The following is a 23,154-nucleotide window of genomic DNA, read 5'->3' as shown; positions in this document are numbered from 1 at the left end:
AGGCTTGATGCCTTGAGTTCTTATTGTCCTGCAAGTGCTTTAATAATCTCTTCTACTGTCATGCCTGTATTGAGTTTAAAGGTGCCGGCTCTAAGTTTGTTGCCTAGGTTTAAATCATCTAGTGTTTGTATAAATACATCGACATCATCAATGAGTCCTGCCGATTCTAAGTTAGTTGCAATTTTAAATCCTGGAGAACCTGGAGCAATTTCAAATTCAACTTCCTTGATTTCAACAACAACTGGTGTTTCTTCCACAGGATCAGTTACTGTTTCTTCTGGGAGCGTTTCTTCTTCGACTGGTGTTACTTCAGGTGTTGTTACTACTTCACCATCTAAATCATCCAGTGATGGTTGAGTTGCATCTGTCATATCTACAGCTGTATCACGACCTAAATTTGAAAAGAAATGTACCTGCATTGTATCTGTTAATTTAAACGATACAACAAAAAATATAATAGCAATGATCAAAAGTGAAAAAACAAAATCACTGATGTCATAGAGAAAGTCTTTTACTTTTTCCATAATGTCCTCCTAATCACCTATAAGAATAACACATCCACTTTGAAAATTCACTATTAAATACACATAGTAATATGTTTTTAACATGTTGGTTTGATGCTAAATATAACGTATAATAAGGCTATGGAGGAAAGATGAGTAGTATAGTTAGATTGACTGGTAATGACCATGAAATGGTTTCTAAATATATTTATCATAACTTTTGGGGATGTATTGAAATTGCAAAGGTTTTTGATAAAAATGGATTACGAAATGTCATATCAGATAAGAATGCGGGTACCTTTCTGGGCTTTATGAATGATGAAGGCCTTTTAGAAGGGCTCTTTGTATTTACCAATAATAAAAGATTTTTACTGCATTTTAAAAATGATGATGTTACAAAGAAGGTAGATTTACTGAAAGCAGTCAAACATTTTAAGCCGGATTTTATGTCAGGACCTAAAGGTCAAGTAGAGAAGGTTTGGCAAATGTTTGAAAGGACTGTAAAAAGGTATAAATATAGTAACAGCATGTACATGGTTTTAGACAAACATGATTTAGAAGAAACGCCTTTGGTAAGAGAGGCAAGTCTTATGGATGCTAAGAAGCAGATCAAGTTCCTTTTGGAGATTGAAAAAAGCTTTAAACGCAATCATATGACCATTAACCAAATGCAAAAAAGGATTGAAGAACGTGTCCATACAGGTGAATACCTGGTGGTTGAAGATCAAGAGCGTTTGGTCGCTCAGGGCTTTGTAGAAGACAAAATTCAAGCTTTTTCACAAATTGGCGGTATATATACTTCCAGTGATTATAGGAAAAAAGGTTATGCAAAAATGATTGTTTCTGCCTTATGTGCAGAAATTTTATCTAAGGGCAATATACCTATCTTGGCTGTAATGAGCGACAATGCTTCAGCCATAAGCGTTTATGAGTCCTTGGGCTTTGTAAGAACAATAGATTTTTCTATTATAGAAATAGAATTTTAATGGAGATTAAATGAGAGTAATAAAAGTAACAGAGAACGAAATGGATCAAAGGTTGGATAGGTTTTTAACCAAATACCTAAACAATACAACCAAGACAAATATTTTTAAGTTGATTAGAAAAAAAAGAATCAAGGTCAATGGCAAACGTGCTGAAGAAAAGTATTTTCTTAAGTTAGATGATGAGATACAAATCCATCTTCACGACAATGCCATAGAAGAACTTATGAAACCCTTGGTTCAATACTCGGCTGAGGACGTTGAACTGGATGTGGTCTATGAAGACGATGATATCTTAATTGTCAACAAGCCGGTAGGGCTTTTGACCCACCCGGATTCCAATGAGTATAAGAATACCTTGTCTTCAAAAGTTCAAGTATATTTGAAACACCTATCTACAAGAACTTTTAAACCGGCTTCTATCCAGCGTCTGGACAAAAATACTTCTGGACTTGTGATATTTGGCAAGACTTATTCTGCTTTAAAAGAATACAATGCCTTGATGAGAGATAGAAAAATCGGCAAGTTTTATATGGCGGTTGTCTCAGGAAAGCCGAAGGACCAAGGTCAAGTCAAGGGCTATCTGGTTAAAGACGAAGCAACCAACAAGGTTAAGATTTCTTCTAAGTCCAGTGATGAGAGTAAGTTTGTACACACAAAGTATAAAGTCCTTTCAAGCAATGGGACCTACAGTCTACTAGAAGTTGAGTTATTAACCGGTAGAACACATCAAATTAGAGGGTCTTTAGCCTATGCAGGCTTCCCGATTGTTGGTGATGTTAAATACGGTGGTGAAAAATTAAAGGGTCAAAATCAGTTATTACATGCTTATAAAGTGGTTATTGGTGAAAATGTCTATGAAAAGAGATCGGATGCCATTAATACTTTTGTCAAACAACACAATCTAGATTAAGGAGACCGTTTGAATACATTTAAGACGATAAGACAGTTGATTAATAGATACGATTATGGTGGTGCACTTGATCTTTTGAAGGATAGAGATCTTGAAGAAAGTGATGTGGCTACTTTGGTTAACTCATGCCGTTATGCTGTAAACTTTGACTTTAAGACAGCGCGTTATCTATTGTCCAATTTACCTGATGAAAGAAAAGCTTCTTCAGAAGTTCAGATGATCATAAAAAACTTGGATCAGCTGATTGATGGCAATCCTGATGCTATGTTTTCTGAGCTTATGGAAAACATCAAGTTTCAGATTGTTAACGAGGAGTTTATTGATTTCTTAGGCAGGGTCTATCGTTTTAAAGAAGCTGTATTAAAGTACTTGTTCGTAAAGAACCATATAAACAGGAGTCGTTTTTCTCTATTGACCAGTCATATGGAAAAAAGAGAAATCCTAAAGAAATTAAGAAAAAAATACAGGATTTACAACTCCAATCTCATGTACGGTATAACTACCTATATCCATAGGTATTTAAAGAATGATTACAAGTATACAGAAATTGAAAAAATCCTGAATTCTGACCATATGAAGGCCTTGATAGAACTTAGAAATGATTCCATTGTTGGTCATGGTTTTAAAGGGGTTTCCATTGACGACATTTACAGGTACTACGGCAATCCATACAATGTCTTGGACGATTTTGATAAATGTTTAAAGAAGCTTGACATTAAGCTTTTTAGATACAAGTACAGTGTTATTAACGAGTATATTGAAGTGATGCTAGATGAACTAGAGTAGAGAGGAGCCTATATGTATAAAGTAAAAATTGAAGACAAAATGATTGAACTAGAAGAAGCGACGTCTCTTGAAAAGTTGGCTTGTGATTATCAGACAGGTGACAAGCCTATGATTGTAGCAGCACTTGTGAATAATAAATTAAGAGAGCTCTTTTATGAAGTGGATGAAGATGCTGAAATCACATGGATTGATTTAACTCAATCAGATGGTATTAGAATGTATCAAAGAACCTTGGCTTTTGTTTTTATCAGGGCAGCCATGGAAGTATTTAGAGACATTCATGTTAATGTCAGACATTCACTTTCTAAAGGCCTGTATTGTGACTTTGATTATCATAGAGAGTTGACTGCTGAAGATATTGATAAGATCAAGACACGAATGGACGAAATCATTGAAAAGGGTGAAGTTATCCATAAGGCCAGTGTGAGTCTAGAAGAAGCCAAAACTATTTTTGAAGATCTTGAATTTAGAACAAAAGCCAATCTTCTGAAATATAGAGAATACGACTACATCAATATCTATACTTGTGGTTGGTTGAAGAACTATTTTTATGGTTATATGTTACCAAATGTGTCTTATTTAACAATATATGATATCATAAAGTATGATCAGGGTGTGATTTTAAGACATCCTATCGTATCGACCCCAATGGGCCTTCCTGAGTTTGAAGAACACAAGAAGATCGCCAAGATTTTTAAGGAATCAGAAGCCTGGGGAGATATTGTCAGTGTAGGCAATGTGTTTGAACTGAATGATGAAATTGAAAAGGGCAATTACAAGGAGCTTATGATCTTGGGTGAAGCCCTTCATGAAAAGAAGGTGGCTCAAATCGCCGATCAAATTACCAAGCTGGACAAGAAGGTTATTTTGATTGCAGGCCCGTCATCATCAGGTAAAACGACATTTGCCAATCGTCTAAGAATCCAGTTGATGGTCAACGGTTTTGATCCAATTACTCTATCAACGGATGATTATTTCGTAGACAGAGAATATACACCTCGTGATGAAAATGGTGACTTTGACTTTGAATCTATTGATGCTGTAGACGTTGATCTCTTCAACGACCACTTAGCGGCTTTAGTAGCGGGACAGCGTGTGGAACTGCCGACTTTTAACTTTGTAGAAGGTAAGAAAGAATACAATGGCAAGTATCTTCAGATTCATGAACACCAACCAATTATCATTGAAGGTATCCATGGTTTGAATGAGCGTCTGACATCTCAGATTGCCCATGAACATAAGTTTAAGATTTACATTTCTGCTCTAACCCAGTTAAACATTGATGATCATAATAGAATTCCTACGACGGATTCTAGATTAATCAGAAGAATTGTTAGAGACAGCAAGTATAGAGGACATGATGCAAAACGTACCATCCAATTGTGGGCTTCTGTAAGAAGGGGAGAAGAAAAAAATATATTCCCATTCCAGGAAGAAGCAGATGTTATGTTTAACTCAGCTCTAAGTTTTGAGCTGGCGATACTCAAGAAACATGCAGAGCCATTACTTGAAGGTATAGAGGCTGACTGTGAAGAATATAAAGAAGCAAAAAGACTTTTAAAGTTTTTAAGTTACTTCGAGTCAATAGATGATGATGACTTGGTACCAGTAACTTCAATACTGAAAGAGTTTATCGGGGGCAGTTATTTTACAGAATAGGGTAGGCTATGAGATTTATTAGGAAACTGTATGAGGAAATAGTATATTCAGAGTATGGAGAATTAGTGGTTACGACAATCGTAGTAACCACCTTATTTCTGATTGCCTATATCTTTGAAGTACCTATGTTACTACTATTAGAAAATACAGGTTTGGTCAACTTACCTTTTGTATTTGAATTTGCAACCATTATGGTCATCATACTGATTGTTTCTATTTGCAGCCGGGCTGTAAGGAAGAATTACTCCATACGTATGGTGATTTATGCATTTTTCTTTGCCATAAGTGCGGGCCTTCTATTTGTAGCATTTGCCCAGGTACATTGGTTTACAGGCCATGTCAGTTATGATAGTCTGACCATATTTTCTTCTGTGGGCAAGTTGGTCGCAGCTTTTGGATTGGTTATCGGTTCGAGTTTGCCCCTTGTCAACAAGCTTAGAAACTCCAGAAAGGGTCTTATAAAGATTGTTATACTAACCTTCTGGTTGATGTTTGCCATCATTATATTGACCATCAACAAGAGAGTGCCTTTGTATACACTGCCGCTCTTAGGTGCCAGATGGCAGATTTTATTTGAGTATTTAACTGCAGTCTTATTGATCATTACATTTGCCATTCACTTTAGAAACTACAGTCAAGAAAAGAACAAGTTTATACTTAAGTTTATGAATGGTGTGGCCATACTTATTATCGCTCAGGTAGTTAGGTTGACCTTTATCAGGTATACCTATCTTTACCACTTTATTTACAGCTTTTACATGTTTGTGGGTTACTACTACATTTATATAGCCCTCTTTGGCTATAACATTGAAAGTCCAGTAGAAGAGCTTATTAACGAAGAAAAGCAGATTAAGTTATATGCTGAGAACTTAGAGGTCATTGTTGATAGAAGAACGACTGAAATGAAAAACAACAATATGCGACTCATCCAGGAGATTGAGTATGCTAAGAGTATTCAACAGTCTCTTTTACCACCAAGAAGGCTTAACTTTAACAAGGTTGTCTTCACATCGGAGTATTATCCGTGTGAAAGACTGAGTGGTGACTTCTTTGATATCTACCGTCTAGATGATGACAACATCGGTATGTATGTACTAGACGTATCTGGCCATGGTGTTTCAGCAGCCTTGATGACCATGTTCTGTAACAACTTTATCAAGTCGTCTGAAAAGCTGATCATGAAGTACCGTGGTTTGAAACCACACCGTAATCTAAAACACTTCTATGAAGAGTTTAACAAAATGAACTTCCCAGATGAAATGTACATGGTGATGTTCTTTGCTTCATACAACATTGATACAAAGCTACTGACCTACTCATCAGGCGGCATCAACTGTTATCCGCTTCTTATGAGAAAAGATGGGACTAAGGAATACTTGGACAAGAGTCAAGGCTTTCCAATTTGTAAGATGAGTGACTTTTTTACACCGACTTATACAAGTGAAACGACTTTGCTTGAAAAGGGTGACCGTATCATATTCTATACAGATGGTCTTATAGACAATCTAAAAAATGATACCATCTCTCAGGAAACGCTTGAAGAAGTCATGTACAACTACAGGGACTTAAGTCTGAAGTCTTTAAATAATAAGATCAAGTCTTACCTGTTAACAGAAGATGGACAAAATGAAGATGACATTACATATTTTATAATGGAGATTTAGCTTTATTGTTTCACCCTGTTTAAGAAGATGAGACGATTTGTTAACAAGAATATTAAGTTTCTTATATATTACTTATGATGAAAAGACCTAAATGGGCTAGTTACTAGCTTGTAAGGTTTTTTTTATTTTATTATAACCCTTGATTTGCTTATTTAATCCTCCTATAATCAATAGGAGCATATATATTAAGTAAGGGGAAAAAAATGTTGAAGAAATCGTGGATTCTACGTGTGGTGGTCATCATGCTGTCACTATTATTAGTAGGATGCGGAAATAATAATGAAATAAAAGAAGATACAGCTGATGAGGAAAATATCGTTGAAGTTGTAAAAGAGCCTGTTGAAGTGGAAACGGTAGCTTTAGATGTAGAATCTAATCCAGCCTTAAGAAGAGGCAATGTACTGACTGTCGCCCAATCAGGCTTTGATGGTATATTCAATCCAGTGCTTTACTCAAGTGATCCAGATTCAAAAATCGTGGATTTGGTTTTTAACAGCTTAATCAAGATCAACTCCAACGGAGAGTATGTGGCAGACCTGGCTACTTGGGATGTATCTGATGACAAGCTGACTTATACTTTTTCTATTATACCTGGGATTAAGTTTCATAATGGTCAGGAACTGACTGCAGCGGATGTGGCTTTTACCTATTATGTGATAGCAGACATCGATTATGATGGCCCTAGGGGGTCTTTGGTTCAGGATATCCAAGGTGTTAAGGAATACAGAATCGGAGAAAGTGATTCTATTTCAGGTATAAAAATTGTAGATGACTATACCATCTCATTTACCATAAAGGAGCCCAATGTTAAAAAACTTGCAGACTTCTGTTATGGGATATTAAATGAAGATTATTATAGCTATCAGTCTATAGAAGGTCTGAGAAGTAAGAATGTAGCACCAGTTGGTACAGGTCCCATGAAGTTTGAACTTTATGAACTTGGTCAATATGTAGAACTGTCAACCTTTGATGATTACTTCGAAGGTAGGCCTTATATCGATGGTGTTATCTATAAAGTTATTCCAGATGACTTTGTAGCCGAAGCCATCAATGCCGGCGAAGTGGATGTGGCTAGAGCTTCTGCAAATCTTTACAATTACGATACCATGACTGAAGCGGGCATTGCTGAAGTACAAGAGTACTTGGGCAATTCTTACAGATACATTGGTTTTAACTTAAGACTGGACAAGTTTTCTGACAAGCGCGTCAGACAAGCCCTATGGTATGGCTTAAATGTAAAAGATTATGTGGATGCCCAGTGGCAAGGTTTTGCCGCACCGTGTTTAGGACCTATATCACCGGTATCTTGGGCTTATCCAGATACAGATGATTTAACGGTTTATGATTTCAATCCTTCAAAGGCAAAAGATTTATTGAAAGAGGCGGGATGGACCGATACAGATGGTGACGGCTTTCTTGATAAGGATGGTCAAAAGTTTACCATTGAGTGGACATCATATACAGAGTTTGACTGGCCGATTAACTTGATCAACTTAGCCAAAGAAAATTGGGGTGACCTTGGTATAGAGGTTACTGAAAATATGATGGATTTTCATGCAGTGACTGATACTGTTTATGTCAAACAAGATTTTGAAGTTTACAACATGTCTTGGAATCTATCATTAGATCCAGATCCAACAGATATCTTTGGCGAAGAAGCAGATGTGCCTGGTGGTTATAATGCTGTCGGTTATTACAATGCAAGAGCCAATGAGATATTCAGATTGGGTCGAGGAGAGTACGACCAAGGTGTCAGACAAGCACTTTATAATGAGTGGATGACCATAGCCAATGATGATGTACCTTATATTTTTATTTCTATAGGGACGGTTATCAATGGTGTCAACAACAGGGTACACAATCTTGAGCTGGATACTTATGAAGATGTCAGCAAGCAGATACTGGATATAGAATTAGATTATATTGATTAGAAGTTCGGGGAACCGGACTTTTTTCATGTCTGTAATAAAAGTTGTCTGAATATTTCGGTAATGAGATAGTTTGAAGACGTTAATGTCATAGTTTTCTAAACAATTATTAAATGTAAAATCAATTATTTTAATATTTGTCTGAAAATTCAGTCTTTTCAAAGCCTTGAGGGACTTTGACTGAAATTTCAAGGGTTTGCCAGTCCGTCATCATAGGCATAGAATGAAACTGTATCAAGCATAAGTTTAAAAGGGGATGATTGATTTAATTGAAAAAAAGGTTGAAACTAAATGCTGATTCCATTTTGGGGATTGTGGAGTCAGGTATGAAAAGGAGGACATTTTGAAAAAACTATTAACTATGATGTTTGTTTTAGGGCTGATCTTTTCTCTATTTGTAGCTTGTTCAAGTGACACTGCAAATGTAGAGGAAAATGAAGGTACTGAAACAGTAGAAGAAAACAACACAAGTGAAACACTTGTAGAAGAGGAAGAGGAAGAATCTAATGAGCCAGTCGTTTTAAACTGGAATCTCGGTGCAACCATAGAGACTTTGGATCCTGGTTTAAATGCAGCAACCAATGCTGGACATGTGATCAACAACTCATATGAAGGTTTGATGAGAGAAGTTGATGGTAAACCAGAATACGCTATGGCAGATAGTCATACCGTATCAGAGGATGGCTTGGTATATACCTTCCATATCAGAGAAGGTGTTAAATGGTCAGATGGTAAGCCTGTAACAGCTTATGACTTTGAATATGCTTGGAACAGAAACACAGACCCTGTTACAGCTTCAGACTATGCTTGGATTTTTGGTGAGTTCAACTACGATTCATGTAAGGCGATAGATGAGTCTACCTTTGAGGTGACACTAAAGGCGCCTGCCGACTATTTTATCGGTTTAACAGGTTTTTCAACCTTGATGCCACTGAGACAAGAAGCCGTTGAAGGCAAAGAAGACGGTGCTTGGGCAGCAGATCCAGAACTTGTTATCTGTAATGGTCCATTCATTTTAGTAGAGTATGTACCTGGTGACAGGATTGTCTTAGAGAAAAACCAAATGTACTGGCGTGCAGATGAAGTTAAGATTGATAAAATCGTTGCTAAAATGATCAATGAAGGAACTGCAGCACTTGCAGAATATGAGTCAGGTGGCTTTGATTTTAATACAACCATTCCACCAGCGGAAGTACCTCGATTATTGGTAGAAGACCCAACCTTCAGAATTGAAGCCAGACCGGGTACTTACTACTTTAATGTCAATGCCAATAAGGTAGCTGAATTACAAGATATCAGAGTAAGACAAGCCTTGTCTTTGGTTATTGACAGAATGGCTATTGTAGATATGCTCAACTCTGGTAATATTCCTGCCATTAACTTTATCCCACCTGGCATCAAGGATGCAAATGGTGAGGAGTTTACCGATAAGGCCATGGCCTATGGTGTAGACATTTATGATATGGAGGGCAATATTGCAAAAGCCAAGGAGCTTATGAAGGAAGCTGGTTATCCTAATGGAGAAGGTTTCCCAACACTTGAGTATGTAACCAACTCTACAGAAGGTCATTTACTGGTTGCTCAGCAGATGCAGGATGCATTTAAGATTCATTTAGGCATTAACATGGAAGTCTCTTCAATGGAATTTGGTGTCTTCCAGGAATTAAGAAAATCTCATGAGTTTGAATTGGCTAGAGGTGGATGGATAGGTGACTATGTAGATCCATTAACATTCATCGGTTTATATATATCAGGCAGCCCTTTAAACTCACCTGAATGGTCCAATGAATCATTTGATCAATTGATCACCGAATCGGCATATGCAAGTGGACAAGAACGTTATGACATGCTTGCTGAAGCAGAAAAGATTTTGGTTGAAGATGCATGGTTTATTCCAATCTATAATTATGTTGATCCAATACACCAACAGGATTATTTAAAGGATGTAGAAAGAACTGTTTTAGGTAAATTCTATTTCGGTAGAGCGTATCTTGATAAGTAGAAGTTAGCACCTCATTTTATGGGGTGCTTTTTCATGTAAAATACAGGAAATAGCTCATGTTTGGTCCTTTCACAGTTTGACGAAATAATGTAAAGATTATATAATATCAATTGTTAGTTGTTGCAATTAAATGAAGTCGCTTTGGGTGACTTTGATAATAATCCAAGGGGGATTAATAAATGTTTAAAAAGGTATTGCTACTAATCTTACTTGTTTCCTTAGCTTTGATTGGCTGTAGTGATTCTTCGGATTCTACTGCAAATCCTGTAAATGAAAATGAAACGAGTACAGTTGAAGATACTGGTTCTAACACAACAGAAACTGAGAATACAGTAAAAACAGATGAAGAAATTAGAAAAGAAGAACTTCAAATCATGGCAGAAGAAAACAAAGCCGTAGAAAGAGGCAATGTTTTAACCATGGCTGTTTCTAGCTTTGATGGAGAGTTTAATCCTGTATTATATGATTCGGAATATGACTCGACAGTATGTGACTTGGTTTTTAATGGCCTGATTAAGGTGAATAAGAATGCAGAGTTTGTACCGGATATTGCCACTTGGGAGGTATCTGATGATAGAAGAACATACACTTTTAAAATCACACCAGGTGTTAAGTTCCACAATGGTACAGAGTTAACGGCTAGAGATGTGGCCTTTACTTACTACACCATTGCAGATCCTTCATATGATGGTCCAAGAGGGACAGCGGTATCTGATATTGTAGGTGTTAAGGCTTATAGGGCTGGCGACACTGACAACATCAGAGGGATTAAGATTATAGATGAATACACAATTTCTTTTACAATAGAAGTGCCTAAGGTTAATAAGATCTCAGATTTTGAGTATGGTATCCTGTCAGCAGATTACTATGCCTATGAATCTATTCAAGACTTAAAAGAGTTGAACTTATCGCCTATGGGTACAGGTCCTATGAAGTTTGAGCGTTATGAACCTGGTTATTCAGTGGAATTATCAAGTTATGATGACTACTTTTTAGGTAGGGCAAAAATAGATGGGGTTGTACTGAGAGTTATCTCAGAAGCGACGGTTGCATCTGCTGTTAATGCAGGTGAAGTTGATGTGGCAAGAGTGCCTGCTAATTTAGAAAACTACGATACCATGACTGAATCAGGTATCATCAATGTACAAGAGTACTTGGGTAATTCTTATAGATACATCGGCTTTAACTTAAGACTGGATAAGTTTTCAGATAGACGTGTCAGACAAGCATTGTGGTATGGTCTGAATTTGGAGAAGTTTATTGATGCACAGTGGGAAGGTTTTGCGGCACCTTGTTTAGGTCCGATTTCTCCTGTTTCTTGGGCATATCCAGATGCGTCAGAACTCAATGATTATGCTTACAACCCAGAAAAGGCTTTATCACTTTTAAATGAAGCTGGCTGGTATGACACAGATGGAGACGGTGTCCTTGATAAAGACGGTGAAAAGTTTGTTATTCACTGGACATCTTATGACAATATCAATTGGCCGATTAACTTAATCACTGTGGCTAAGCAGCAATGGGGTGAACTGGGCATTGAAGTTGAAAGTGATTTAATGGAGTTTTCATCAGTCCTTGATTTGGTTTATGAAAAGCAAGACTTTGAAATGTTCAATATGGCCTGGGCTTTAGCCGTCGATCCTGATCCGACTCAAATCTTTGGTGAGGATGCAGATATACTTGGTGGCTACAATGCAATTGGTTTCCACCATGAAAGAGCCAATGAGATCTTTAGACTGGCCAATGAAGAATATGACCAGGCTAAAAGAGCTGCACTTTACCATGAGTGGGCAAAAATAGCCAATGAAGAAGTCCCATATATCTTTATTTCAATTGGAACAGTAATCAATGGTGTTAATCAGAGAGTTCATAATCTAGAACTGGATACCTTTGAAGATATGGCAAATCAGATATTGCAAATAGAACTGGATTACTTAAATTAATGACAAGCTCAGCATATGCTGGGCTTTTTATCTTGTAACAGGTGGTATTTTTTTCTATCTATGATAGACTTAGTTGAGGTGTTTATTTATGAAAGAAGTTAATGAATTAATTGGGTTAAACTTAAAGAAATTGCGTGAAGAAAGAGGTTACTCTATTGGTAAACTCTCAGAAATAGTACAGGTCAGTAAAAGTATGCTGTCTCAGATTGAAAAGGGTGAGACAAATCCCTCTGTAGGTACCATCTGGAAGATCGCCAATGGTTTGAGGGTTTCTTTTACATCACTATTAAATGAAGACATAGAAACCTTTAAAACCATCAAGAAAGAGGATATTCAGATCATCAGACAGGATGATGAAGGTTATGCACTTTATCCCTATTTCCCTTACAATGCTGATAAAAAATTTGAAATGTACTCTGTTGAATTGGAGTCAAGTTCTGAGCATTACTCAGAAGCCCATGTAAAAGGGGTAGAAGAATATTTTCTGGTTACAGAAGGTAAGATTAAGGTAACTATAGGAATGGAGACCATCATTCTAGAAGCTGGAGATGCGGTGAATTTTACAGCTGAAAAGGAACATCGATATGAAAATCTAGGTGATCAAATGGCCAAAGGTGTAATTCTTTTATATTATAACGAATAAATTTGTTCGATATATTGAACAAGTTACCGATTTATAGTACAATGAGTTTGTAATTTTGACTATAATAAAAATGATATAAAGTGAAAGGAGTTCTTTATGAGTAACATTCATGATTTAAAGTATTTACAAGACAATATTCAAGATCTAAAAGACCAAGGCGTTTACAGACAATTACCTGTCTTAGAAGGTGAAAATGGTGCAGAAATCATTTTAAATGGTAAGTCTGTTATCAACCTTTCGTCAAACAACTACTTAGGATTTGCTAATCATCCTAAATTAAAGGAAGCTGCTGTTAAGGCTGTTGAAAAATACGGTGTTGGTGCAGGTGCTGTTAGAACTATTGTTGGTAACATGGACATTCATGAGGAGCTTGAAGTTCTTTTAGCTGAGTTCAAGAGAGAAGAAGCTGCTATGGTATTCCAATCTGGCTTTAACTGTAATGCTGGTGTTATCCAAGCAATTACAGGTAAGGGTGACTTAATCATCTCTGATGAGTTAAACCATGCATCTATTATTGATGGTGTTAAGTTATCAAAAGCTGATAAGGCTATCTTTAAGCACAGCGACATGGCTGACTTAAGAAGAGTATTAGAAGAAAAAAGAAAAGACTACAACAATGTTTTAATCATTACAGATGGTGTATTCTCTATGGACGGTGACTTAGCTAAATTACCAGAAATCGTAGAATTAGCAGAAGAGTTTGAAGCCCTTACATACGTAGATGATGCCCATGGTTCTGGTGTATTAGGTGAGTGTGGTAGAGGTACAGTTGACCACTTCGGTTTACACGGTAGAGTTGACTTCTGTATTGGTACATTATCAAAAGGTATTGGTGTTATTGGTGGTTACTGTGCTGGTAAGCAAGTTATGAAGGAGTGGTTAAGCCATAGAGGTAGACCAATCTTATTCTCTACAGCATTACCTCCAGCAGCTGTTATGCCAATCATGGAAGCATTAAAATTATTAATGTCTACTTCAGAGTATACAGATAGATTATGGTCAAACGCTAAGTTCTTCAAAGAGAAATTAGGCAAGCTTGGTTTCAATACAGGTGAAAGTGAAACACCTATTACGCCGGTAATCATTGGTGACGAAGCTAAGTCTATGGAGTTCTCTAGAAAACTTCTAGAAAACGGTGTTTATGTTTCTGCAATTGTATTCCCAACAGTTCCAAAAGGCACTGGTAGAGTACGTTGTATGGTAACTGCAGGACACAGTGAAGAGCAACTTTCAAAAGCAGTAGATGTCTTTGAAAAAGTTGGTAAAGAAATGGGAATTATCTAAAAGTTGGCTCAGCCAACTTTTTTTTAGTTTAAATTATGTGTATAATTGAAATTAGTTGATAGTAAGAGCAAAGTTCGGGTATATACCAATATAGTAATGATATGAACTGCGTAGGAGGAAATAGTATGGAAACTAATATTTTATTGGAGAGTGGTACAAACGAGGTCGAAATACTTCGATTTAAGGTAGCAGGTGAAACATATGCAATCAATGTTGTAAAAGTAAGTGAGCTTCTACATATTGATAATATTGCAAAAGTACCAAATGCTGATGTTGCAGTTCCTGGTGTGTCATTAATCCGTGGTGAAGTAATAACAGTTATAGATATGTTACAAGTTTTAGAAGGCAGAAAGAACGCAGATATAGCAAAGGCCATGACCTTGGTATGTGAGTTCAATCAGTTAAAAGTAGCATTTGCTATAGAAGAGGTACTGGGTATATCAAGAATTACTTGGGCAGACATTCAAAAGCCTAATGACATTACCAATACATCATTGGTTATTGGTAACATCAACTACAAGGATGAAATTGTTATGCTTTTAGACTTTGAGAAGATTGTTATGGACATCAGTCCTCAATCAGGCATCAACTTAGAACGTGTTGAAAATGTAGCCTTTAAAGACCGTACAAAGTATAAGGTGGTATCTGCAGATGATTCACCTATGATTCGTGATGTCATTCAAAAGACTTTATCAAAAGCTGGTTTTGGTAATATCAGATTCTTTAATGACGGTTTAGAAACATACAATTATATCATGGATCTTTATAATGAATACGGTCCTGATTTTAAAAACCACATTGACTTGTTGATTACAGACATCGAGATGCCACAATTGGATGGTCATACATTGACAAGAAGACTCAAGGAACATTCGGTACTACAAGACTTGCCAGTCGTTATCTTCTCATCACTGATTACAGATGAGTTAAGACATAAAGGAGAGTCTGTTGGAGCGGATGCTCAGATGAGTAAACCACAGATTGATCAGTTGGTAAAAATCGTAGATGAATTGTTAGAAGGATAGGCGTTCAAATTGAACGCCTTTTGGTTTTTTTTGATGGTTTTGGGTACTAGTAGCTTAAGGGAGGCTATTATGAAGGAATTATCTTTAAAAGGCATTGTATTTGCAATGGTCGAAGCAATTGACTTGGTTAACTTTTTACTAAAAAACCACCATAAGAGAGTGGCTATTATTACCAACGCCTTGTGTCAGGAAATGAAGCTAGATGAAGCAACAAGAAGAAGGGCTGTTTTAGCAGCATCTTTACATGATGCAGGTGCGCTATATGTAAAAGAAAGAGATGAACTGGTTCATCTTGATATAGAAAATCCCCATCCTCATGCCATCAGAGGGGCCATGCTCTTATCTGAGTTTGATTTTTTTGAGGAAATATCCAATATTGTCTTACACCATCATAGGTCATGGCATTTTGGTCAAGGAGAGACTTTCTTAGGCAAACCAGTCCCTATAGAATCGTTTGTGATACATCTGGCAGACCGGATAGATATTTTACTGGATCCTGAAGTATCTTACTTTCTACAAAAAGAGAACATCGTTAATGAAATAAACAAGAGGGAAGGCCATGTTTTTGAGTCTGAATGTGTAGATGCCTTTAACAGTCTATCTGAAAAAGAAGTCTTCTGGTTAAAGATTGAAAGCATCAAGTTTGAAGACCTATTGCATGAAGTTTTTGAATCTAAAGAGGATGTCCATGTTGACTACAATACCTTAGAAAGGATTGCAGGTCTCTTTTCAAATATTGTGGATTCAAGGAGTCCTTATACAGCCAGTCATTCTAAGGCGGTAGGTGAGGTTGCCTATGAACTCTGCAAACTCTGTAAGATTGATGAAGCCTCTTGCGAAAAAGTCAGAATAGCAGGTCTTTTACATGATTTAGGCAAGATTGCCATTCCAAATGAAATTGTAGAAAAGGAAACCAAGCTGACTGACAGTGAATATCAGATCATGAAGTCTCATGCCTATTTTACCCACCAGATACTTTCTAACATAAAAGGGTTAGAAGAAATTTGCAACTGGGCGTCCATGCACCATGAAAAGAAAGATGGGTCAGGTTATCCTTTCCACCTAAAGCAGGGGGAGATATCTCTTGAAATGGAAGTATTGAATATAGCCGATGTATTTACGGCCCTAAGTGAAAACAGGCCTTATAGGGAGGGGTTGACCAAAGAGAATATAATGGAGTTTCTAAACAAGGAGCTTTCCCATTTAGATGGATCTTATGTATTACAAGTCCTTAAAGAGAACATGCAGTTTCTTGATGAAAGAAGGTTCGAGGTTCAAAAGGTGACTTATGAAGCTTATAATGACAATATAAAAAAGATCAGCGAATTGACCGATCTTCTTAGAACTAAAACGATGGAGGCGAAACTGCAAAAATAACAATGGCCTCTTGACTATAAGGATTATACCACCTGTGCAGCATGTTGGGTGGTATTTTTACGCTATCACCCTCGTCTAACTCAAGTTCTGTTTCGTTTAAAAACAGATGAACTTTACCCTTAGATACATAGGCAACTTCTTCGCCTGTGTGTTTGAAGTTATCTTTAGAGGTATGACTCTTTGGTGTCAGTGTCATGATGGCCAGTTCGACATCACCTTTTAAATCAGGAGACAACAACTCATAGGTTATCAGTTCCTGACCTTCAGAAGGCAGAATCATCTGTTTTCTGTCTTGTGGTTTAACAACCAGATTGTCTTTTACCTCATCTTCTATAAAAAACGTAAAGAGTTGAATTTCCAGTGCTTGAGCAATGGTCTTCAGGGTGTTGATGGAAGGATTGGCAAGTCCGCGTTCCAATTGACTCAGCATAGAAGCGGTTACATTGGCCCTCTCTGACAACTCTTTGATGGTCATGTTTTTTGATTTTCTAATGTCTGCTATTTTTTTACCTATATTGATATCGTTCATATAAATTCCTTTCGCACTCATTATAGCATAAATTCCAGCGGTATTATAATTTAGGATATCTAAATAATAATTTATTTTTTGTATTTTGTATGGTATGCTGAAATGGAATAAAAAAGGGGGAAACTTAAAATGAGAGAATTTTTTTCAAAGAACCGTGAAAACTTATTAGACAAGATGTCTGTTGGTGATATGGCAGTTTTCTTTGCAGGTACATCACCTCAATCTACAGCAGACAGCCATTACAAATTTAGACCAGACAAGAACTTTTATTATTTAACAGGTACAACAAGAGAGTCGTTTATCTTGGTACTGATGAAGCTTGAAGACAAGACAGAAACAGTTATTTTCGTTGAAAAACCTGATTATGACATCGAGAAGTGGGTTGGACGTAAACTAACTAAAGACCAGGTAACTGAGATTTCAGGTATTGAGAATGTTCAATATTTAAGCGGCTTTGAAAACTGGTTAACTAGAACGATTTATACTAGTAAGTATGACCGTATCTTTTTAGACTTAGCTAGAATGTCATTTAACGGTGAAACAACTGCAGCAATGAAGTTTGCAGAAGACCTTAAAAAGAACTTCCCTGAAATGACTTTAAAGAATGTTCATAAGTTTATGTGTGAACTAAGAATGATAAAATCTGATTTCGAAGTCGAAGAAATCAAGAAGGCTATCAACTTAACTAAAAACGGTTTAGAGCAAGTGATGAAAAACCTTAAGCCGGGTAAGTATGAGTATACAGCTGAAGCAGAATTCCAGTACTCAATCAGAAAAAATGGTGCAGATACAAATGCATTTGATACCATTGCAGCTTCTGGTGGCAATGCAGTCATTCTTCACTATGTTGAGAACAACAACATCATGGAAGAGGATACTTTAATCCTTATGGACTTGGGTGCTCAATACAAGCAATACGCTTCTGACATCACAAGAACATACCCTGTTAATGGTAAGTTTACAGATAGACAAAAAGAGATCTACAACATTGTTTTAAAGGCTAATGAAGAAGTGATTAAGATGATGAAGCCAGGTTTAGCTTTTTCTGAGTTAAACAAGAAGTGTACAGAAGTCTTAACAAAGGGCTTAATGGACATTGGTTTAATCAAAGAAGAAAAAGAGATTTCTAAGTACTACTACCATGGTGTAAGTCACTTTATGGGCTTAGATGTACATGATATTGGTTTTAGAGATGCTGTGATTGCACCGGGCATGATCTTTACTGTAGAACCAGGTTTATACATTGCAGAAGAAAATATCGGTATTAGAATTGAAGATGATATTTTAATTACTGAAACAGGTTACGAAAACCTTTCTAAAGATATCATCAAATCAGTTGAAGATATTGAAAAATTTATGGCATAAAAATAATCGGATAGCATTTGCTATCCGATTTCTTTGATTAAATCTCTAAATTCATCGTAATTGTTTTTAGAAAGTAAAGGCTTTATATCACTGCCTCTTAAAGTCACTTCCAGTGATGTTCTTGAAAAAGGTTGAATAGATTCTACCTTTAAAAGATTAATGGCAAAAGACCTTGCACTCTTGTAGATGTACTTTGAATCAAACAGTTGTACCAGATCATTAAAAGCATGGTCCGCTTCTATGGTTTCCTGGTCGGTATAGATGATTGATTTTCTCTTGAAGGCTTCAATACATAAGATCTCTGATACCCTGATATGACGAATGTTCTTTTGAGCCTTGATTTCATAAACCTCTTCTGAAATGTTCAGTTTCTTGGCAATACGTTCTAGTGTTGTCTTAAGACGACTGATATCATAAGGCTTTTCTAAGAAGTCGCTTGCATAAACCTCAAAAGCTTCACGCATGTACTCACCATGAGATGTTACATAAACAATCTCAAGATAAGGCAGTTTCTGGCGAAGTATTTTCCCCAGTTCAATGCCGTCTAGTCTTGGCATATCAATGTCCATAATAACCAAATCAGGTTTTCTTTCTAATACAACTTCTAAGAAGTCTTCGCTGTCCATCGTTGAATAAAGTAAATCAATGTAGTCGATTTGCTTTAAGTGATTTTCTAGTGAAGTAAGAATTTCTTTGTTATCATCTACTGTAATTGTTTTTATTTTCATCTCAACCTACGCATATGTACTTGAATAAAGAATTAATAATACGGTAATAATCGTTAAAACGATAAAGAACAACAAGAAGGTAGGGAAGTACCTTTTCTTTTTACTTGTTTCACTTAACGTATTATGTAGCCTATCGTTTCTGTCTAGTATTTCTTGAATCGAATCACCTTTTGCCTTATTTTCAAGGACAATCCTATGATGTTTGTTTTCTTTAGAAGCAGGTGCTTCTTGATTAAGTGGTTCTGTAGCGTCAGGCATCATTTTTTCAGTTTGAATGACCTGCTCTTTCTGAAATAGAGGTGTTTTCTCATCTAGAACGTCATCCTTTACTAGACTGTCCGTAACCACTTTCGCTTCATCATCTGACTTATCATGGTTTTCTATAATCTCTGTTTCGATCTCATGATCAGTCTTTGTAAGATCATCTAGGATTTCTTTTGCTTCTACATCTTCAAATGTATTTTGAGACTTGTTTTCGAATACCTTGTCTGCAGTGTCTATAGACTTGTCTTCGGACGTCTCATCTGTGATATCTTCAAAGTTCTTTTCAGAAAGCTCATCTGAAAAAACTTCTTCAACCTCATCTACAAAGTCCTTTTCAACTTCTGTTATAGATTCGGTTACTTCTTCTATGATGTCCTCATCAGTTATCTGAGGTAAAATCTCATCTACTTCTAAAATACTATCATCGACTTCTTGAGTATTTTCAAGGGTGATGGTTTCTATGGTATCTTCTTTAATTATGATTGCCTCAGTATCTTCAACAAGCTTTATATCTTCTTTAGTAAGAGAAACAATCTCCTCAACATTGATTTTTTCTTTAACTTCCTCAACTTCTTCTTGTCCTTTTGAGACTGCATCAAACTTTTGGTAAAGCTGTCTGATGTCATAGTCTAAATCTGTGTTCATCAACTTATAAATCAAGGATTGATAAGGCTTTGTCTGACCTGTAAGGGGTTCCTTATAAAGCTGTAAAATGGTCTCTAATGTTTTGCCCATAGACTTTAAGACGTCACCGTTTGTAACGTGGTTATGGTACTTCTTTAAAAATAGATAGTTAGAAAAATGCAGCTGGTTGTTTCTTACCGTCAACTGGTCTTCGTTGATCAAAATAATCTTAATGGCATTGGTAAACTCTTGATAGTTGACCGCTTGAAGCAAAAAAGATTTAGCCAATAAAACTCTGGATTCAAATGACAAATCTTCTTCATGCAAGTAGTCATTTAGAAGCTGTGATTGCTTGTATTTATTGATGATAACAGTTTCATCTTGACCTCTTTCAAGGGAGATAAGATTGTCGCAAATATCTTGGTATAATCTAAAGAAATCATCGTCAAGGTCTATGCTTGATTTCAACTTGTTGATGATGACAATATCCACCATGGTCAGGGTGTCGATACCCATTAAAACAGTTTGAAATTGGTTGTCATCAAAGGTATCAATGATATCATATTTGTCTAAATTTATGGTCATATTTTCTCCAATTCATATATATAGATTTATTATATCATAAAGTCATAGGGGGATGTTATATCAGAATTTGTAAAAATTATATGAGGTCATAAGCCAGCATTGTCATCATGTCATAGAATCATAGAAAGGCCTTTACAAAGCAAATAAAGTCCTCTATAATGACAGTGTAAATAAATAATATGAACTAGGGGAGCCGTCGGCTGAGAAGGAGAAATCCTGACCCTTATTACCTGATTTAGTTAGTACTAACGTAGGGAAGTTTGATTTGATGTCTGAACTCGCCTATTTTGGTGAGTTTTTTTTATAAAACCATCATTTCAACAGTTGATTTTTTTACCTTGTTCATTCCAAAAGGAGGAATAAATGATAATAAATGGAGTTTATTATGATTATGATTCTATGACTGTATCTGATGTGATTAAGAAACTTCAGATCAATGCAAGTATGTTGGTTGTAGAGGTCAATGAAGTTATTGTACAGCAGAAACTGTATGATGAAATGATGTTAAAAAAAGATGATAAGATTGAAATTGTCTCTTTTGTAGGAGGTGGCTAATGGATAAGTTTAAGATTGGTAATAAGGTTCTTGATTCAAGACTGTTTATTGGAACGGGCAAGTTTCCATGTAAGTCCATGATACCTCAGGTTATAGAATCAGCTGGTACAAAGGTCATTACCATGGCTTTAAGAAGGGTAGACCTAGAATCTAAGGAAGAAAACATTTTAGATTATATACCTAAAGATGCGATTTTACTGCCGAACACATCTGGTGCTAGAAATGCAGAAGAAGCAGTAAGAATAGCAAGACTGGCAAGAGCCATGGGCTGTGGTGACTGGGTGAAAATCGAAGTTATTTCAGATCAGAAATACCTTCTTCCTGATAACTATGAGACTATTAAGGCGACAGAAATACTGGCCAAAGAAGGTTTTCATGTTTTTCCTTATATGAACCCAGACCTTTATGTGGCTAGACAACTTGTGGATGCAGGTGCAGCAGCTGTCATGCCACTAGGTGCCCCGATTGGCACCAATAGAGGGATTCGTACTAAGGAGTTGACTCAAATTCTAATAGATGAGATTTCTATTCCTGTCATAGTAGATGCTGGTATTGGTAAACCGTCTGATGCAAGCCAGGCAATGGAAATGGGGGCTGACGCTGTACTGGTTAATACAGCCATTGCCACTGCAGGTGATCCGGTTGAAATGGCCAAGGCTTTTAATTACGCTGTTCAGGCTGGTCGTATTGCTCATTTATCAAAACTGGGCAGAAAGCAGAAACTGGCGGATGCCTCTTCACCACTAACAGGTTTCTTGAGGTCAAGTCATGTTAGATAAACGTGTGATAGACAAGGAAGACTTAAGGGCTTTGCTTTCACCTGTAGATGACGTTTTCTTAGAGGAGATGGCAGAGAGGGCTTATAGGGAACATATGAAGTTCTTTGGCAAAAGTATCCTACTATACACACCTCTTTATTTAGCCAATTATTGTGTCAATCAGTGTGTCTACTGCGGCTACAATGTTAAAAATGATATAAAAAGACACCAGCTGGGCTTGGATCAAGTTGAAGCAGAGGCCAAGGCCATTTATGAGACAGGTCTTAGACATATACTGATTTTAACTGGAGAGAGTGAAAGGCACACGCCTGTCGACTATATCCTGTCAGCGGTTAAGGTTTTAAAGAAGTTTTTTTCAAGTATTGCCATTGAGATCTATCCTCTAAGTCAAACGGACTATGAAAGGATGATACAAGCTGGCGTGGACTCTTTAACCATATATCAAGAAGTTTATGATCGTAAGCGATACAGTCAGGTGCATCCTTATGGTCCAAAAAGTGATTATGACTTTAGGTTTTTAGCTCCTGAAAGAGCCGCTGAGGCAGGCATGTTTCATATCAATATTGGTGCTTTACTTGGTTTACATGATTTGACTGAAGAGGTTTATCAACTGGCCTGTCATGTAAAGGACTTGCAAGACAGGTATCCTGAAGTAACCTTCAGTGTTTCTGTCCCGAGGATAAGGCCTTTTGAAGGTCAGACTTTTGAATCTGTTGAAGTCTCTGACCGTATGCTGGTACAGATCATACTGGCCTTAAAGATCTATTTGCCGACCATAGGCATAACTCTTTCAACAAGAGAATCAAAGTCTTTTAGAAATCACATGCTGCCATTTGTCAGTAAAATGTCTGCTGGTGTAAAAACGACTGTTGGTGGCCATAGTGATGAGGCTGCCTCTGATGTTCAGTTTGACATAGCAGATGAACGCAGTGTGGATGAAATGATGAAAGATTTAAAAGTATTAGGCTATCAACCAGTCTTAAAAGACTGGCTAAACATAAGTTAGGAGAAAATG

20 protein-coding genes and 1 riboswitch are annotated in these 23,154 nt (G+C 36.7%); of the genes, 16 read left to right on the top strand and 4 right to left on the bottom strand.

Annotated features, from left to right (window positions below):
* Window positions 1-20: 20 nt before the first annotated feature.
* Entirely contained in the window at window positions 21-524 is a 504-nt protein-coding gene (locus EZV73_RS22760; protein WP_240842751.1) for an endolytic transglycosylase MltG, read from the bottom strand.
* 131 nt (window positions 525-655) lie between these two features.
* On the opposite strand from EZV73_RS22760, the gene EZV73_RS22755 reads away from it, so the two are divergent.
* The 12 genes from EZV73_RS22755 to EZV73_RS22700 all read left to right on the top strand — a co-directional run bounded on the left by EZV73_RS22755 (window position 656) and on the right by EZV73_RS22700 (window position 16,710).
* On the top strand, window positions 656-1,489 hold the full coding sequence (locus EZV73_RS22755; RefSeq protein WP_240842750.1) for a GNAT family N-acetyltransferase: 834 nt from the start codon (window positions 656-658) through the stop codon (window positions 1,487-1,489).
* Between the two features lie 10 nt (window positions 1,490-1,499).
* Window positions 1,500-2,399, top strand: a complete 900-nt coding sequence (locus EZV73_RS22750) for an RluA family pseudouridine synthase (protein WP_240842749.1) — start codon at window positions 1,500-1,502, stop codon at window positions 2,397-2,399.
* A gap of 9 nt (window positions 2,400-2,408) precedes the next feature.
* The gene (locus EZV73_RS22745) at window positions 2,409-3,185 is read left to right on the top strand and encodes a hypothetical protein (protein ID WP_240842748.1); all 777 of its coding nucleotides are present in this window, start codon (window positions 2,409-2,411) and stop codon (window positions 3,183-3,185) included.
* Window positions 3,186-3,197: 12 nt separating this feature from the next.
* Window positions 3,198-4,844 carry a nucleoside kinase gene (locus EZV73_RS22740; protein WP_240842747.1) on the top strand — a complete coding sequence of 549 codons (1,647 nt, stop codon included), beginning with the start codon at window positions 3,198-3,200 and terminating at the stop codon, window positions 4,842-4,844.
* An 8-nt stretch (window positions 4,845-4,852) separates the two neighbouring features.
* Window positions 4,853-6,508, top strand: coding sequence for a PP2C family protein-serine/threonine phosphatase (locus EZV73_RS22735; protein ID WP_240842746.1), 1,656 nt, complete (start codon window positions 4,853-4,855; stop codon window positions 6,506-6,508).
* A gap of 203 nt (window positions 6,509-6,711) precedes the next feature.
* Entirely contained in the window at window positions 6,712-8,439 is a 1,728-nt protein-coding gene (locus EZV73_RS22730; RefSeq protein WP_240842745.1) for an ABC transporter substrate-binding protein, read from the top strand.
* 340 nt (window positions 8,440-8,779) lie between these two features.
* Window positions 8,780-10,438 (top strand): peptide ABC transporter substrate-binding protein, encoded by a 1,659-nt coding sequence (locus EZV73_RS22725; RefSeq protein WP_240842744.1) that lies wholly within the window; start codon window positions 8,780-8,782, stop codon window positions 10,436-10,438.
* A 179-nt stretch (window positions 10,439-10,617) separates the two neighbouring features.
* Window positions 10,618-12,381: an ABC transporter substrate-binding protein gene (locus tag EZV73_RS22720; protein ID WP_240842743.1), complete on the top strand. Its 1,764-nt coding sequence runs from the start codon at window positions 10,618-10,620 to the stop codon at window positions 12,379-12,381.
* 88 nt (window positions 12,382-12,469) lie between these two features.
* The gene (locus EZV73_RS22715) at window positions 12,470-13,024 is read left to right on the top strand and encodes a helix-turn-helix domain-containing protein (protein ID WP_240842742.1); all 555 of its coding nucleotides are present in this window, start codon (window positions 12,470-12,472) and stop codon (window positions 13,022-13,024) included.
* Between the two features lie 96 nt (window positions 13,025-13,120).
* Window positions 13,121-14,308: a glycine C-acetyltransferase gene (locus tag EZV73_RS22710; protein WP_240842741.1), complete on the top strand. Its 1,188-nt coding sequence runs from the start codon at window positions 13,121-13,123 to the stop codon at window positions 14,306-14,308.
* 125 nt (window positions 14,309-14,433) lie between these two features.
* Window positions 14,434-15,333, top strand: coding sequence for a chemotaxis protein (locus EZV73_RS22705; protein WP_240842740.1), 900 nt, complete (start codon window positions 14,434-14,436; stop codon window positions 15,331-15,333).
* A gap of 69 nt (window positions 15,334-15,402) precedes the next feature.
* The gene (locus EZV73_RS22700) at window positions 15,403-16,710 is read left to right on the top strand and encodes an HD-GYP domain-containing protein (RefSeq protein WP_240842739.1); all 1,308 of its coding nucleotides are present in this window, start codon (window positions 15,403-15,405) and stop codon (window positions 16,708-16,710) included.
* Here the strand turns inward: EZV73_RS22700 and EZV73_RS22695 are convergent.
* Window positions 16,679-17,239, bottom strand: a complete 561-nt coding sequence (locus EZV73_RS22695) for a helix-turn-helix domain-containing protein (protein WP_240842738.1) — start codon at window positions 17,237-17,239, stop codon at window positions 16,679-16,681. The two genes, EZV73_RS22700 and EZV73_RS22695, sit on opposite strands and share 32 nt — an antisense overlap.
* Before the next feature lie 129 nt (window positions 17,240-17,368).
* Between EZV73_RS22695 and EZV73_RS22690 the strand changes: the two genes are divergently transcribed.
* Window positions 17,369-18,604: an aminopeptidase P N-terminal domain-containing protein gene (locus EZV73_RS22690; protein ID WP_240842737.1), complete on the top strand. Its 1,236-nt coding sequence runs from the start codon at window positions 17,369-17,371 to the stop codon at window positions 18,602-18,604.
* 20 nt (window positions 18,605-18,624) lie between these two features.
* Here the strand turns inward: EZV73_RS22690 and EZV73_RS22685 are convergent, their stop codons facing one another.
* Window positions 18,625-19,332: a LytTR family DNA-binding domain-containing protein gene (locus EZV73_RS22685; protein ID WP_240842736.1), complete on the bottom strand. Its 708-nt coding sequence runs from the start codon at window positions 19,330-19,332 to the stop codon at window positions 18,625-18,627.
* A 6-nt stretch (window positions 19,333-19,338) separates the two neighbouring features.
* Window positions 19,339-20,805 (bottom strand): hypothetical protein, encoded by a 1,467-nt coding sequence (locus EZV73_RS22680; protein ID WP_240842735.1) that lies wholly within the window; start codon window positions 20,803-20,805, stop codon window positions 19,339-19,341.
* Window positions 20,806-20,981: 176 nt separating this feature from the next.
* A riboswitch (TPP riboswitch) is annotated at window positions 20,982-21,079 on the top strand.
* Between the two features lie 89 nt (window positions 21,080-21,168).
* Here EZV73_RS22680 and thiS point away from each other — a divergent pair.
* From thiS to thiH, 3 genes are read left to right on the top strand one after another with little or no spacing between them, the layout of a single operon-like run.
* Window positions 21,169-21,360, top strand: a complete 192-nt coding sequence (thiS, locus tag EZV73_RS22675; protein WP_240842734.1) for a sulfur carrier protein ThiS — start codon at window positions 21,169-21,171, stop codon at window positions 21,358-21,360.
* Window positions 21,360-22,139, top strand: coding sequence for a thiazole synthase (locus EZV73_RS22670; protein WP_240842733.1), 780 nt, complete (start codon window positions 21,360-21,362; stop codon window positions 22,137-22,139). The genes thiS and EZV73_RS22670 overlap by 1 nt, the downstream gene beginning before the upstream one ends.
* Window positions 22,129-23,145 (top strand): 2-iminoacetate synthase ThiH, encoded by a 1,017-nt coding sequence (gene thiH / locus EZV73_RS22665; RefSeq protein WP_240842732.1) that lies wholly within the window; start codon window positions 22,129-22,131, stop codon window positions 23,143-23,145. The genes EZV73_RS22670 and thiH overlap by 11 nt, the downstream gene beginning before the upstream one ends.
* Window positions 23,146-23,154: the final 9 nt, after the last annotated feature.

The organism is Acidaminobacter sp. JC074 (assembly GCF_022496765.1).
Classification (GTDB): domain Bacteria; phylum Bacillota; class Clostridia; order Peptostreptococcales; family Acidaminobacteraceae; genus JABXKX01.
The sequence above is the reverse complement of the archived record's forward strand: the minus strand, read 5'-3'. Positions and strand labels throughout refer to the sequence as shown.

Coding starts and splice junctions, on each gene's coding strand:
- EZV73_RS22760 (WP_240842751.1), bottom strand. CDS start 524: ATGGAAAAAGTAAAAGACTTTCTCTATGACATCAGTGATTTTGTTTTT.
- EZV73_RS22755 (WP_240842750.1), top strand. CDS start 656: ATGAGTAGTATAGTTAGATTGACTGGTAATGACCATGAAATGGTTTCT.
- EZV73_RS22750 (WP_240842749.1), top strand. CDS start 1,500: ATGAGAGTAATAAAAGTAACAGAGAACGAAATGGATCAAAGGTTGGAT.
- EZV73_RS22740 (WP_240842747.1), top strand. CDS start 3,198: ATGTATAAAGTAAAAATTGAAGACAAAATGATTGAACTAGAAGAAGCG.
- EZV73_RS22735 (WP_240842746.1), top strand. CDS start 4,853: ATGAGATTTATTAGGAAACTGTATGAGGAAATAGTATATTCAGAGTAT.
- EZV73_RS22730 (WP_240842745.1), top strand. CDS start 6,712: ATGTTGAAGAAATCGTGGATTCTACGTGTGGTGGTCATCATGCTGTCA.
- EZV73_RS22720 (WP_240842743.1), top strand. CDS start 10,618: ATGTTTAAAAAGGTATTGCTACTAATCTTACTTGTTTCCTTAGCTTTG.
- EZV73_RS22715 (WP_240842742.1), top strand. CDS start 12,470: ATGAAAGAAGTTAATGAATTAATTGGGTTAAACTTAAAGAAATTGCGT.
- EZV73_RS22710 (WP_240842741.1), top strand. CDS start 13,121: ATGAGTAACATTCATGATTTAAAGTATTTACAAGACAATATTCAAGAT.
- EZV73_RS22705 (WP_240842740.1), top strand. CDS start 14,434: ATGGAAACTAATATTTTATTGGAGAGTGGTACAAACGAGGTCGAAATA.
- EZV73_RS22700 (WP_240842739.1), top strand. CDS start 15,403: ATGAAGGAATTATCTTTAAAAGGCATTGTATTTGCAATGGTCGAAGCA.
- EZV73_RS22695 (WP_240842738.1), bottom strand. CDS start 17,239: ATGAACGATATCAATATAGGTAAAAAAATAGCAGACATTAGAAAATCA.
- EZV73_RS22690 (WP_240842737.1), top strand. CDS start 17,369: ATGAGAGAATTTTTTTCAAAGAACCGTGAAAACTTATTAGACAAGATG.
- EZV73_RS22685 (WP_240842736.1), bottom strand. CDS start 19,332: ATGAAAATAAAAACAATTACAGTAGATGATAACAAAGAAATTCTTACT.
- EZV73_RS22680 (WP_240842735.1), bottom strand. CDS start 20,805: ATGACCATAAATTTAGACAAATATGATATCATTGATACCTTTGATGAC.
- thiS (WP_240842734.1), top strand. CDS start 21,169: ATGATAATAAATGGAGTTTATTATGATTATGATTCTATGACTGTATCT.
- EZV73_RS22670 (WP_240842733.1), top strand. CDS start 21,360: ATGGATAAGTTTAAGATTGGTAATAAGGTTCTTGATTCAAGACTGTTT.
- thiH (WP_240842732.1), top strand. CDS start 22,129: ATGTTAGATAAACGTGTGATAGACAAGGAAGACTTAAGGGCTTTGCTT.